Source organism: Rhodopila globiformis (assembly GCF_002937115.1).
In the GTDB taxonomy this organism is placed as follows: domain Bacteria; phylum Pseudomonadota; class Alphaproteobacteria; order Acetobacterales; family Acetobacteraceae; genus Rhodopila; species Rhodopila globiformis.
Window position 1 is genome coordinate 23760 of the sequence record NZ_NHRY01000111.1, and the last position, 12761, is coordinate 36520.

15 protein-coding genes are annotated in these 12761 nt (G+C 67.3%); 11 read left to right on the top strand and 4 right to left on the bottom strand.

Translation table 11 applies throughout. The annotated features are described in order from the left end of the window. Nucleotides 1-11 precede the first annotated feature (11 nt). Together pqqC and pqqD are read left to right on the top strand one after the other, a co-directional pair. Nucleotides 12-731, top strand: a complete 720-nt coding sequence (pqqC, locus tag CCS01_RS11085) for a pyrroloquinoline-quinone synthase PqqC (RefSeq protein ID WP_104518885.1) — start codon at nt 12-14, stop codon at nt 729-731. Further along, nucleotides 728-1042 carry a pyrroloquinoline quinone biosynthesis peptide chaperone PqqD gene (gene pqqD, locus CCS01_RS34605; protein WP_239992106.1) on the top strand — a complete coding sequence of 105 codons (315 nt, stop codon included), beginning with the start codon at nt 728-730 and terminating at the stop codon, nt 1040-1042. Before pqqC ends, pqqD begins: the two co-directional genes overlap by 4 nt. Nucleotides 1043-1045: 3 nt before the next feature. On the opposite strand, the gene CCS01_RS11095 is transcribed toward pqqD, so the two are convergent. Then, the gene (locus CCS01_RS11095; protein WP_104518887.1) at nt 1046-2098 is read right to left on the bottom strand and encodes an alpha/beta fold hydrolase; all 1053 of its coding nucleotides are present in this window, start codon (nt 2096-2098) and stop codon (nt 1046-1048) included. A gap of 85 nt (nt 2099-2183) precedes the next feature. Then, entirely contained in the window at nt 2184-3800 is a 1617-nt protein-coding gene (locus tag CCS01_RS11100) for a flavin-containing monooxygenase (protein WP_104518888.1), read from the bottom strand. Between the two features lie 460 nt (nt 3801-4260). On the opposite strand from CCS01_RS11100, the gene rpsA reads away from it, so the two are divergent. The 7 genes from rpsA (at nt 4261) to CCS01_RS11135 (ending at nt 10173) form a co-directional block, all read left to right on the top strand. Then, nucleotides 4261-5997 (top strand): 30S ribosomal protein S1, encoded by a 1737-nt coding sequence (gene rpsA / locus CCS01_RS11105; RefSeq protein ID WP_104518889.1) that lies wholly within the window; start codon nt 4261-4263, stop codon nt 5995-5997. 15 nt (nt 5998-6012) lie between these two features. Continuing rightward, nucleotides 6013-6936: a signal peptide peptidase SppA gene (gene sppA / locus CCS01_RS11110; protein WP_104518890.1), complete on the top strand. Its 924-nt coding sequence runs from the start codon at nt 6013-6015 to the stop codon at nt 6934-6936. Between the two features lie 15 nt (nt 6937-6951). Then, complete coding sequence (locus CCS01_RS11115) at nt 6952-7266, top strand: integration host factor subunit beta (RefSeq protein WP_104518891.1); 315 nt, start codon at nt 6952-6954, stop codon at nt 7264-7266. Between the two features lie 15 nt (nt 7267-7281). Continuing rightward, a complete protein-coding gene (locus CCS01_RS11120; protein ID WP_104518892.1) occupies nt 7282-7617 on the top strand; it encodes a lipopolysaccharide assembly protein LapA domain-containing protein in 336 nt (111 codons plus the stop codon). Continuing rightward, entirely contained in the window at nt 7614-8303 is a 690-nt protein-coding gene (gene pyrF / locus CCS01_RS11125; protein WP_104518893.1) for an orotidine-5'-phosphate decarboxylase, read from the top strand. Before CCS01_RS11120 ends, pyrF begins: the two co-directional genes overlap by 4 nt. Beyond that, nucleotides 8300-8929: a phosphoribosylanthranilate isomerase gene (locus CCS01_RS11130; RefSeq protein ID WP_104518894.1), complete on the top strand. Its 630-nt coding sequence runs from the start codon at nt 8300-8302 to the stop codon at nt 8927-8929. The genes pyrF and CCS01_RS11130 overlap by 4 nt, the downstream gene beginning before the upstream one ends. Nucleotides 8930-9357: 428 nt before the next feature. Further along, the gene (locus CCS01_RS11135; protein ID WP_104518895.1) at nt 9358-10173 is read left to right on the top strand and encodes a TIGR00282 family metallophosphoesterase; all 816 of its coding nucleotides are present in this window, start codon (nt 9358-9360) and stop codon (nt 10171-10173) included. 29 nt (nt 10174-10202) lie between these two features. Here the strand turns inward: CCS01_RS11135 and phaR are convergent, their stop codons facing one another. Beyond that, a complete protein-coding gene (gene phaR / locus CCS01_RS11140; protein WP_104518896.1) occupies nt 10203-10796 on the bottom strand; it encodes a polyhydroxyalkanoate synthesis repressor PhaR in 594 nt (197 codons plus the stop codon). Between the two features lie 150 nt (nt 10797-10946). Here phaR and CCS01_RS35110 point away from each other — a divergent pair, with 150 nt between their 5' ends. Together CCS01_RS35110 and CCS01_RS11145 are read left to right on the top strand one after the other, a co-directional pair. After that, nucleotides 10947-11420, top strand: coding sequence for a hypothetical protein (locus CCS01_RS35110; protein ID WP_239992107.1), 474 nt, complete (start codon nt 10947-10949; stop codon nt 11418-11420). Further along, nucleotides 11353-12459 (top strand): alpha/beta fold hydrolase, encoded by a 1107-nt coding sequence (locus CCS01_RS11145; RefSeq protein ID WP_239992108.1) that lies wholly within the window; start codon nt 11353-11355, stop codon nt 12457-12459. Before CCS01_RS35110 ends, CCS01_RS11145 begins: the two co-directional genes overlap by 68 nt. Here CCS01_RS11145 and CCS01_RS35115 read toward each other — a convergent pair. Further along, nucleotides 12456-12590, bottom strand: a complete 135-nt coding sequence (locus CCS01_RS35115; RefSeq protein WP_146101690.1) for a type II toxin-antitoxin system PemK/MazF family toxin — start codon at nt 12588-12590, stop codon at nt 12456-12458. The two genes, CCS01_RS11145 and CCS01_RS35115, sit on opposite strands and share 4 nt — an antisense overlap. Nucleotides 12591-12761 lie beyond the last annotated feature (171 nt).

Genomic DNA, 12761 nt, shown 5'->3' on the forward strand with positions numbered 1-12761 from the left:
AAACTCAACCCATGACGCCGGATGAACTGGAAGCCGCATTGCGCGCCATCGGCGCGGAACGCTACCACAGCAACCATCCGTTCCATAAGCGCATGTACGGCGGCCAGCTCACGCGCGGCCAGATCGAGGCCTGGGCGCTGAACCGCTACTATTACCAATGCAACATCCCGGCGAAGGACGCGACGCTGATCGCCCGCCTGCCGACGTCGGACCTGCGCCGCGCCTGGCGGTCGCGCCTGGTCGACCATGACGGCGACGGCCAGCAGCCCGGGGGCATCGCGCGCTGGCTGAAGCTGACCGACAGTCTCGGCCTCGATCGGGACTACGTCATCTCCACCAAGGGCATTCTCCCCGCCACCCGCTTCGCTGTCGAGGCGTACATCACGTTCGTGCGCGACCAGTCGATCCTGGATGCGATTGCGTCCTCGCTGACCGAAATGTTCTCGCCGACGATCATCGCCGAGCGGGTGGAAGGCATGCTCGCTAACTACGATTTCGTCAGCAGCGACACCCTGGCCTATTTCACCCCGCGCCTGACGCAGGCCCCGAACGACGCCAAATTCGCGCTGAACTACTGCAAGGAGCACGCCCGCACCCGGGAACAGCAGGAAGGCGTGTTGGCGGCGCTTCGTTTCAAATGCAACGTTCTCTGGGTGCAGATGGACGCGCTCTGGGGCGCCTACGTGGACGGGCACATCCCGCCGGGCGCGTTCGTCCCGTCCGTGCCGTGACCGCGCGCAGCCGCACCACCTTCGAGCCCGCCTCGATCCCGCGCTTCCCGCGCGGGACGCGGTTCCGCTTCGACGGCACCCGCAACGCCTGGGTGATCCTGGCGCCGGAGCGGCTGATGATGCCTGACGATATCGCCACCGAGGTGCTGAAACTGGTCGATGGCGCCCGCACCATCGCCGCGATCGCCGACCACCTGGCAACGCAGTTCAACGCGCCGCAGGATGAGATCCTGGCCGACGTGCTGACGATGCTGCAGGAACTTGCGGACGACACGGTTCTGGAAGACGCCCGGCCGTCCGCGCCGCCGTAACGGTCAGGCCTCCCGGGCCAGCAGTTCCGTCAGATGCCGATCGATCTGCGCCAGCGCGTTCGGGTCCGCCCCGAACAGCGCCAGGTGCCCGTCGATCGTTTCAATCGGCCGGAATTCCGCGTTCGGGATCAGCCGCCACTCCGCCTGGCAATCGGCGACCGGGAAGAACATGTCGGACGACATCGGCATGACGAACGTCAACGCCCTGATCCGGCCCAGCGCCGCCCGCAGGTCGCCGCCGGTGTGCCGGCTGACGTCGCCGCGCTGCCACTTCCACGCCATGCACAGCAGGTCGTTCGGGTCCATCACCGCGAAATAGGCGTTCATGAAGTTGATGATGAAATCATCCAGCGAGGAGAACCCCAGCGCCTTGTAGCGCTGCTGCTGGAAGAATTCCGTGCTCCAGCCCATCACCGCCCACATCTTGGCATGGCGCAGCAGGCCTTCCCGCACATCCTCCGACGACTTGTAGAAGCCGCCGGCGAAACCCGGATCGGCGGTGATGGCATCGACCAGCGTCTCGGTAAACAGGAAGTCGTGGACGGTATTCTTCGCCGTCCCGGCAATCGGCGCAGCGCGCTTCACCATGTCCGGATAGCGCACGGCCCACTCGTAGGTCTGCTGCGCGCCCATCGAGCCGCCGACGACCAGCGCCAGGCTGTCCAGCCCGAACGTTTCGGTCACCAGCTTGTGCTGCGCGCGCACGTCGTCGCCGATGCGGACACGCGGGAAATTCCCCATCCCGCCCGGCGCCGGCGTGTTATGCGGCGAGGTGGACAGGCCACTGCCGATCTGGTTGATGGCGATGATGAAGTATTTGTCCGGGTCCAAGGCGCGGCCCTTGCCGATATAGACCTGCTCCATGATCTTGCTGGTGCCGGAGTACCAGGTCGGGATCAGGATGGCGTTGTCTTTGGCGGCGTTCAGGGACCCGAACGTGGCGACGGCGAGCTTGCAGCCACGGATCGTGCCGCCTTCCTCCAACTCCAGGTTGCCGATGTCATGCAGCTCGTAGGGGCCATGTACCTCCTGCGAGTAGTAGCTGTTCTCGATCATTGTTTCCCCGCTCGGTCAGGCGGGTTGAAGCCACCCGGCTTCTCCCGCCCTGTCGTCTTCTTCTGTTTCTATACCCGTTCGGTTTCTATGCCAAGGCGAACCCCTCGTAGCCCTTGGCGGCGATTTCATCACACTTTTTGCGGTAGCCGCCGACGCCCTCCGGCCCGAGATACGGCAGGAACGTGCGCGGCTTGCCCGGGATGTTGGCGCCCATGTACCAGGAATTGGCGCTGGGCATCAGCGTCTGGCTGACGACCTCATTCACATGCGCGACCCACTGGTCCTGGGCGTCGGGCGTGGCCTCGATGCTGGTCTTGCCGGACTTGCGCATGGCGTCGATGCACTCGGTGATCCATTCGACGTGCTGCTCGATGGCGACCGGCATGTTGGTCAGCACGGACGGGCTCTGCGGGCCGGTGATGGTGAACAGGTTGGGGAACCCGGCGACGGCGATGCCCAGATAGGTGTGCGGGCCGTCCGCCCATTGCTCCTCCAGCTTCCGGCCGCCGCGGCCGCGCAGGTTCAGCGCCTTCAAAGGGCCGGTCATGGCGTCGAAACCGGTGGCGAAGACGATGATGTCGAACTCATACTCCTTGCCGCCGGCGCGAATCCCCTTCCCGGTAATCTCCTCGATCGGCCCGTCGGTCGCGGCGTCGACCAGCAGCACGTTGTCTTTGTTGAACGTTTCGTAATAGTTAGTATCCAGCGGCTGCCGCTTGGTGCCGTAGTAATAGCCCTTGGGGATAAGCTTCTCGGCGACGGCCGGATCCTTCACTGTGCGGCGGATCTTGCGCCTGATGTAGTCGGCGCAGAGTTCGTTGGCCCGCTGGTCGAAGAACATATCCTGATAGTTGGCCAGCCAGAAGGCGAAGCCGCCGGCATCCCACATCCGGTCGAATTCGCGCTCGCGCTCCTCGTCCGGGACCTCCAGCGCCGACTTCGGAATGAAGTAGTGCTCCTGCCCGAAGAAGGATTCGCGAATCCGCTTGACGATATTGTCGTAGTCCGCCTTGCGCGCCTTGACCAGGTCGGGGTCCACCTTGCCGTTGCGGGCCGGCACGCAGTAGTTGGCGGTGCGCTGGAACACCGTCAGGTGCTTGGCCTGCTGGGCGATCTCGGGAATGGCCTGCACCGCGGTTGCGCCGGTGCCGACGACGGCGACGCGCTTGGCGGTGAAATCGACGCCGGTCTTGGGGAACTGGCTGGTGTGGTACCACTTGCCCTTGAACTGCTCCAGCCCCTTGAACGGCGGGATGTTGGTGGCCGACAGGGTGCCCACGGCGGTGATCAGGAACCGGGCGGTGACGCTGTCGCCCTTGTCGGTGTGCACTCGCCAGAGGTTGGCGCCCTCATCGAACTCGGCGCCGGTGACGCGGGTGTTGAACTGCATGTCGCGCTTCAGGTCGTGGCGCCGGGCGACATGCTCCAGGTAGCTCAGGATTTCCGGCTGCTCGGGATAGCGCTCGGTCCATTCCCAGTCCTGCAGCAGCTGCCTGTCCCAGGTGAAGCAATAGATATAGGAGTCGGAATCGCAGCGCGCGCCGGGATAGCGGTTCCAGTACCAGGTGCCGCCGACGGTGTCGCCGGCCTCATAGACCTTGACCTTCAGTCCCAGCTTGTCGCGCAATGACTTCAGCATGGCGATGCCGGAGAAGCCGGCACCGATGACGACGGCGTCGAAGTCTGGTGCTGCGCCAGCCATTCGTTCCTCCCCTTGTATTTCTTGCGCATCCGGCGATCCGGGCGGCGTGCCGGCCCGTTTGCGGATTGCGGCCAGCCAGGATTTTTATAGCCGGCGCAGCAGCCGAACAACCCCCGCCCGGCGCTGTTGCAGTTCGCTTTTCCGTGCTGAAGTGGTTTCGATCGGCCGGCCGGACGGGGCCCCTGCGGTCGCCTCCCTCCGTGGCAGCCCTGCCCCGCCCCGGTCGGCGGGACGCCCGTGGATCGACGCCCGGCGGGGCCACCCGGTTGCACGCATCTTGACTTTTGCATCAGGACCGTTATCTGGGTAATCCACCCGCGTCGTACCGGCGCGGTTTTGCTCTTAATCCAGCCTGCACCTTATGCGATGCGGGCAAGTCGTGTTTCTCAATTGTGAAACGCGCACACCACGGCAATCACCGGGCCCTGCCCGGATATCCGTAACGGAAAACACCTACCTCATGGCAGTATCCGCCACCGCGCGTACGCAAGAACCCGCGCAAGACCACTTCCAGGGCGAAGATTTCGCCTCGCTGCTCGACGAAACGCTGGGCGCCGATGCCAGCTTCGAAGGCTCCGTCGTCACCGGCCGCGTGCTGCGGCTGACCGACGAGTTCGCCATCGTCGACGTCGGCCTCAAGAGCGAGGGCCGCGTCGCCCTCAAGGAATTCGGCCCGCCCGGGGTCAAGCCCGACGTGAAGCCCGGCGACATGATCGAGCTTTACGTCGAGCGCTATGAAGATCGCGACGGCGCGATCATCCTGTCGCGCGAAAAGGCCCGCCGCGAGGAAGCCTGGACCAACCTGGAGAAGGCATTCGAGGCGCAGAAGCGCGTCGACGGCACCATCTATGGCCGGGTCAAGGGCGGCTTCACCGTCGATCTCGGCGGCGCCGTGGCCTTCCTGCCCGGCAGCCAGGTGGACATCCGCCCGGTGCGCGACGTCGGCCCGCTGATGGGCACCCCGCAGCCTTTCCAGATCCTCAAGATGGACCGCGCCCGCGGCAACATCGTCGTCTCCCGCCGCGCCGTGCTGGAAGAGACTCGCGCCGAACAGCGCAGCGAGCTGATCCAGGGCCTGAAGGAAGGCATGATCCTCGACGGCGTGGTGAAGAACATCACCGACTACGGCGCCTTCGTCGACCTGGGCGGCGTGGACGGCCTGCTGCACGTCACCGACATCGCGTGGCGCCGCATCAACCACCCGTCGGAAGCTCTCACCATCGGCCAGCAGGTCAAGGTGCAGGTCATCCGCTTCAACTCCGACACCCAGCGCATCAGCCTGGGCATGAAGCAGCTTGAGGCTGATCCGTGGGAAGGCGTGGCGGCGAAGTATCCGCCGGGCGCCAAGTACACCGGCCGCGTCACCAACATCACCGACTACGGCGCCTTCGTGGAGCTGGAGCCGGGGGTCGAGGGCCTGGTGCATGTCTCGGAAATGTCCTGGACCAAGAAGAACGTCCATCCCGGCAAGATCGTCTCGACCAGCCAGGAAGTGGACGTCATGGTGCTGGACGTGGACAGCTCCAAGCGGCGGATTTCGCTGGGCCTGAAGCAGGTGCAGCGCAACCCGTGGGAGCAGTTCGCAGACGATCATCCGATCGGCTCCGAGGTCGAGGGCGAAATCCGCAACATCACGGAGTTCGGCCTGTTCATCGGCCTGTCGGCGGACATCGACGGCATGATCCACATGTCCGACCTGTCCTGGGACGAAGCCGGCGAAGCGGCGATGGCCCACTACGAGAAGGGTCAGTCCGTCAAGGCGAAGGTGCTTGACGTCGACGTCGAGAAGGAGCGCATCAGCCTCGGCATCAAGCAGCTGCGCGATGACCCGGCCCGCAGCGTGCTCGACAGCGTCAACAAGGGCGACATCGTCACCTGCATCGTCAGCGCCGTCCAGGCGAACGGCATCGAGGTGAAGGTCAACGACGTTCTTACCGGCTTCATCCGCCGAGCCGAGCTGGCCCGCGACAAGGCGGATCAGCGGCCCGACCGGTTCGCCGTGGGCGAGAAGGTCGATGCCAAGATCACCGCGGTGGACCGTCAGTCGCGCAAGCTGACGCTGACCATCAAGGGCAAGGAAGTCGAGGAGGAGAAACAGGCGATGGCCGAGTACGGGTCGTCCGACTCCGGTGCGTCCCTGGGCGACATCCTGGGTGCGGCGATCCGTCGCCGCAACCAAATGGCGCAGGACTCCTAAGACCGGCTCCGGCTGATGACGCTGGAGACCGATCTGCTGTTGGACAGGCGGCGCCTCAAGCGCCGCCTCGTCTTTTGGCGGGTCCTCTCGGTCCTCATCGTGGTTGCCGCGGTGCTGGCCGGGCTGCGCAGCGCGGGGCTGGAACCCGGCGAGGCGCATATCGCGCGCGTGTCGGTGACCGGGCTGATCACCGAGGACCGCAAGTTGACCGAAGCGATCAACGACCTGGCGACCGACACGTCGGTCCGCGCGGTGATCGTCTCGATCGACAGCCCCGGCGGCAGCGTCGCCGGCGGCGAGAGCCTGCACGACGCCATCGCCCGCGTCGCCAAGGCGAAACCGTTGGTCGCGGTCATGCGCGGCACGGCCGCCTCGGCCGGCTACATGGTCGCCGTTCCGGCAGACCGCATTTTCGCCCGCGAGGCGACGCTGACCGGCTCCATCGGCGTGCTGCTGGAAACCCCCGAATTCTCCGGCCTGCTCGACAAGCTCGGCATCGGCACCGAGCGGGTCCGCTCCGGTCCTTTAAAGGATGAACCCAGCCTGATCCGGCCGCTGTCGCCCGAGGGCAAGCAGGTCCTGCAGGGTCTCGTCAACGATATGTACGACCAGTTCGTCGGCATGGTGGCCGCGGGCCGCCACATGGATGCCGACAAGGTCCGTTCGCTGGCCGATGGGCGCCCCTATACCGGGCGGCAGGCGCTGTCGCTCGGCTTGGTGGATGCCATCGGCGGTGAGCGGGAAGCGCGGGCCTGGCTGGCCTCGGCCAAGGGCATTTCCACCGATTTGCCGGTCGAGGACGTCTCCACCGAGGGGTTTGCCCGCAGCGCACTGTCAGGTGCGCTGGCCCCGATGTTCCAGGAAATTTGGAAAACGCTGGTTTCACAAAGCGTTAGTCTTGACGGCGCGTGGGCCGTCTGGCAACGTTCCGGCCACTGATTCCGGGGGAACATTTTGACCAAGTCCGAACTGATCGCGGAGTTGGCCATGGCCAATCCGCATCTGCGTGGCCAGGATGCGGAAACCATTGTGGCGACGATTTTCGAGGAAATCACCTACGCCCTCGCCCGTGGAGAGCGGGTGGAGTTGCGCGGCTTCGGCGCCTTCACGGTCAAGCACCGCGATGCCCGCACCGGACGCAACCCGCGCACCGGCGCTGCGGTCTCGGTGGAGGAGAAGACGGTTCCTTTCTTCAAGGCCGGGAAGGAACTCAGGCAGCGGGTCAACGCCGGTCCGGCGCCCCGGACGGCCGAGCGTAAACAAGCCTGAGAGGATGCCGTCGCTATGCTGTTCGTGATCATCGCCATGATCCTGTGCACGCCGCTGGTGCTGTTCGCGCTGTCGAACGAGACGCTCGTTCACCTCACCCTGTGGCCGACGGACTATGTCATGGACGCGCCGTTGTCGGCCTCCATCCTGGTCGCGATGGCCGTGGCGTTCCTGCTGGGCGCCCTCGTCGTCTGGTTCTCGTCGCTGGCGCAGCGTCGGCGGGCGCGGCGGGCGGAACGCATGGTCCGGATCCTGCAGGCCCAGGTCGAGAGCCTGAAGGCCGAGAACAAGGCCCGTTCCGCTCCGGCGGCATCCGGCCGTACGCTGGCGTTGCCTCCGGCCGGACGATGACCGCCGGCGGGCGGCTGATCGTCGCCCTGGATACGGTGGATGCGGACCAGGCGCGGTCCTGGGCCGATGCCGTCGCGCCGCACGCCGGGCTGCTGAAGCTCGGGCTTGAGTTCTTCCTGGCGAACGGCGCGGCCGGCTTCCGCGGCATCACCGGGGTGCCGATCTTCCTCGACCTGAAGTTGCACGACATTCCCAACACCGTGGCCGGCGGCGTCCGCGCGGTGCTGCCGCTGCGGCCGCGGATGCTGACCATCCATGCCGCCGGCGGTGCCGCCATGATCCAGGCGGCACGCCAGGCTGCCGGCGCCAACGCCGATCGGCCGATGATTCTGGCGGTGACAGTGCTGACCAGCCTGGACGCGGCCGCCTTGCAGGCTGTCGGCGTCGCCGCGTCTCCCGCCGAGCAGGTGCTGCGGCTCGGCCGCCTTGCGGTGGAAGCCGGCGCCGACGGCCTGGTGTGCAGCCCGCAGGAGGTGGCGATGCTGCGCCAGGCCCTAGGTGCGGCGGTGAAGCTGGTCGTCCCCGGGATCCGGCCGGCCGGGAGCGCCGCCGGCGACCAGGCTCGCACCATGACGCCCTCCAACGCCGTTGCCGCCGGTGCCGACTGGATCGTTGTCGGTCGGCCGATCACCGGGGCGGCGGATGCCGGGGCGGCGGCCGCGGCGATTGCGGCCGAGATCGCATGACGCAGGTCAAGATCTGCGGCATCAACGACCCCGCCGGATTCGACGCGGCGGTCGAGGCCGGCGCCGACTGGCTGGGCTTCGTGTTCTTCCCCCCCTCCCCGCGGTATGTCACGCCGGAGACGGCGGCCGCCTTGTCGGCCCGCACGGCCGGCGGTCCGCCGCGCGTCGGCCTGTTCGTGGAGCCGACGGTCGAGGCGATTGGCAATGTCCTGACGCACGTGCGGCTGGATGCCTTGCAAATCTACGGCGCCATCGATGCGCTGGCGGCAATCCGGGCAGCGTTCGGACTGCCGGTCTGGCGCGCCATCGGCATCAGCGCCCCCTCGGACCTCCCGTCCACTGTGCAGCCGGCCAATCGGCTGGTGCTGGAGGCGAAGGCGCCGGCGGGGGCAAGCCGGCCGGGCGGGAATGCGACGACATTTGACTGGTCGGTGCTGAGCGGCTGGACGGCGCCCGGTCCCTGGATGCTCGCCGGCGGCCTGACGCCGGAGACAGTCGCCACGGCCATCCGGCAGACGGGTGCGCCAGCGGTGGACGTGTCGTCGGGCGTGGAACGAAGCAAGGGCGTGAAGGACCCGGCGCTGATCCGGGCGTTCATCGCGGCCGCCAGGAGCGCCGGGGGTTAGGCGGCAGCGTATTTGCCGCCACAATCAGGCGGACACGAAGCGGACGGGGCGTTGCGGCAACAGCCCGCACCGGTGCCGTTTCTCGCCTTGTGCCGCTACGACCGGTTCATGCCGGATAGCGTGTGCGACCGGACTGATCCTCCGACCCCGGACAAGACGATCTGTGTGCATCTGTGTTTCCCCTTGTTTCGTAGGATGAACAGCCCCGCTGCATCCAGGCCTGGGCGCCATCGCCTCGTTCGTGCCGCGCTGGGAGCGCTGGATTCTGGATACACAGATGCACACAGATAATATCGGTGCTGACACAGCCGCCGCGCCACCCACCGCATCCTCCCGACGCCACGAACGATGGACGCGGTCCCGTTTGACCTGTACCACCACCGCTCACGGTTGCTGCGCCCCGCAGCTTCCTCGAACCGGGAGACCGCATGCGGATACTTTTTCTGGGTGACATCGTCGGCCGCAGCGCCCGTGAAACCGTTGCCGCCGAACTGCCCGGCCTTCGCCAGGCGCTGCGGATCGACCTCGCAATCGTGAACGCGGAAAACGCCTCGCACGGCTTCGGCCTCGCCCCGGAGATGGCGCGACTGCTGTTCGCCGCCGGCGCGGACGTCATCACGATGGGCAACCACACCTGGGACCGTAAGGAGCTCATTCCCTACATCGCGGAAACGCCGCGGCTGATCCGGCCGCTGAACTACCCGCCCGGCACCCCGGGCAACGGCTGGGTGGTGGTTGAATTGCAGGACGGCCGCAAGGCGCTGGTGCTGCAGGCCATGGGGCGGCTGTTCATGGACTCGCTGGACTGCCCGTTCCGCGGCACCGCCGACGTGCTGGCGCGCTACCGCCTGGGCGGCCCGGTGCAGGCGATCGTCGCCGACATCCACGCCGAGGCCAGCAGCGAGAAAATGGCCTACGCCCACAGCTTCGACGGCCAGGTTTCCTGCGTCATCGGCACCCATACCCACTGTCCGACGGCAGACGCGCAGATCCTGCCGGGCGGCACTGCCTTCCAATCGGATGCCGGCATGTGCGGCGACTATGACAGCGTCATCGGCATGGCCAAGGCCGGCGCCGCGCTGCGCTTCTGGCGCAAGCTGCCGGGCGAGAAGCTCGGTCCGGCGGAAGGCGCGGCGACGCTCTGCGGGGTGTTCGTCGAAACCGACGACGCCACCGGGCTGGCGCGCCGGATCGAGCCGCTGCGCATAGGCGGCCGCCTGGCGCAGATCATGCCGCCGGCGTAGGCGCCCGGCCGCGCCACCGGTTCGGCGCGCTACTGCTTCTTCGCGGCTTCCAGTTCCCGCCGCAGCCGCTCATTCTCCGCCCGCAGCGCCTCGATCTCGGACAGGCCGGCCTCCGACGGATGCGCGGACTCGGGCGGGCGGTAGAACGGCGAGAACATGGTAAAGGCACGTTCCATCATCGCCATGTTCTGCCGCCCGACTTCCTCCATGTTGCCGAACGGGAAGATCGTGCCCATGGTCTTCTGCATGGCGGCGCGGATCTGGTCCTGCTGCTGCGCGAAGGTCGTCATCGCGTGTTCCAGGTACTTCGGCACCAGCCCCTGCATCGACCCGCCGTACAGCCCGATCAACTGACGCAGAAAGTTAATCGGCAGCAGGTTCTGTCCCTTGCCTTCTTCCTCGACGATGATCTGGGTCAGCACGCTGCGGGTGATGTCCTCGCCGCTCTTGGCGTCATAGACGACGAAATCGCGGCCCGACCGGACCATCTCGGCCAGGTTGTCCAGCGTGATGTAGCTGGAGCTCTCGGTGTTGTACAAGCGCCGGTTTGCGTACTTTTTGACCACGACCGGGGGTTTTTCCACGGTCTTGACCTCCGGGACGGTCTCAACGGGCATCGACATGCATACCTCGCAACTGGTCCCCTACCTAAACCGTATTTCGCACGTGCGATAGACTATTTCATCGCGCGTTTCCGCGACCCGCGGCGGTTTGACGTTTCGCGATTGATCCGTCGCCCGTATGCTCCGAATCATGAGAGGGATGAATGACGTATGGTGGTGCACGCCGGTCTGGACACTGCCGGATGCGACACGGAGGGCTGCGACACCGCCAAAGCGGCACGTCCGGGCGGGGCGGCCGACGGCGACTCCCGTCTGCGCGCGCTGGCGCAGGACTGGATCACCCTGTGGCAGAGCGAACTGACCGCGCTGGCCGCGGACCCCGAACTGCGCGAATCCTGGCAGACCCTGATGGCGCTTTGGGCCGGCACCATGGCGGCGGCGGTGCGCGCCATGCCGCGGGCGCCGTCGCCGCATGACGCCACGGCCCGAAGTCCCGGGCCCGCTGAAACGGCGCGGCCCGCGCCCGCTGCTGCTGCACCTGACGCTCGCGATGCTGAGATCGAACGCCTCGCGCGCCATGTCGCCGCTCTGGAACGCCGACTGGCGGAACTCGAGCGTGGAGGCGATCCTCCGGTCCGTCCAGGACGCCGTCCGCGACGGAAATCCGGACCGCGGCTTCCCTGAAGCGGTCCTGCTCGAGACGCTGGAACAGGACGCCGCGCTGATCGAGGGCATCGCCGCCTATCGCCGGCATCCCGGGCAGCGCAGCCTGGAGGATCCGCCCGCGGTGTGGGCCGAGGGGGGTTCGCGGCTACTCGATTACGGCACCGGCGGCGGCCGGCCGGTGCTGTTCGTGCCCAGCCTGGTCAACCGCGCCTATGTGCTCGACCTGATCGAGGGGCATTCGATGCTGCGCTGGCTGGCGGCGCGGGGCGTGCGGCCCCTGCTGCTGGACTGGGGCTGGCCGGCGGAAACCGAGCGGCGCTTCACCCTGACCGACTACGTCGCCGGGCGGCTGGAACGGGCGATGGCCGCGGCGGCGCGGATCGCCGGGGCGCCGCCGGTGCTGGCAGGCTACTGCATGGGCGGCACCCTGGCGGTGGCAGCGGCGCAGCGCCGGCCGGACCTGATCAGCGGCCTGGCCCTGCTGGCGGCGCCGTGGGATTTCCACGCCCCCGACCCGCAGCGCTCCCGCCAGGCGGCCGAGGCGCTGCCTCTGCTGGAACCAGCGTTGGCCTTCAGCCAGACCCTGTCGGTCGACCTGCTGCAGACGCTGTTCGCGCTGCTGGATCCCTGGAGCGTGGCGGCCAAGTACCGCGCCTTCGCCCGCATGCCGCAGGACAGCGAGCGGGCGCGGCTGTTCGTGGCGCTGGAGGATTGGGTCAACGACGGCGTGCCGCTGGCCGCCGAGGTGGCGCGCGCCTGCCTGCGCGACTGGTACGGCGAGAACGCGCCCGCGCGCGGATCATGGCACATCGCCGGCTTGCCGGTGGAGCCGCAAGCCATCGCGATGCCGGCGTTCGTCGCCATCCCCGACCGCGACCGCATCGTGCCACCGGAATCGGCGCTGCCGCTGGCAAAGCTGATCCCGGGCGCGATGCTGCACCAGCCCGCCGCCGGCCATATCGGCATGGCAGCCGGGGCGCGGGCCGAGCCGGCGCTGTGGCGGCCGCTGCTGGCTTGGCTGGAGGGCCTGGGGCGGCAGTCCGAGGCAACCCGCTAGGCCAGCCCGAGGAACACCGCCAGGGCACGGTTGATTGCCTGCATGATGTCCTCGTCCATCCGGCCGACGATCGGCCCGATTTTCGTCAGGCGAACCGTCTGCGGCCGATCGATGGCGACCTGCGAAGGCACAAGCAGACCAGTAAATATCCCCCGGCAGAGCCGGGGGCTTTATAGTGTTGGCCGCTCAAAGCGGCCGGGCGGGTCGCTGACGCGGCCCGTTGAGTGTGAGCCGCTCAAAGCGGCAAGCGGGACCGCTAACGCGGTCCCGGGTTCAGTTGGCCACTAAAGTGGCCGGTTCAG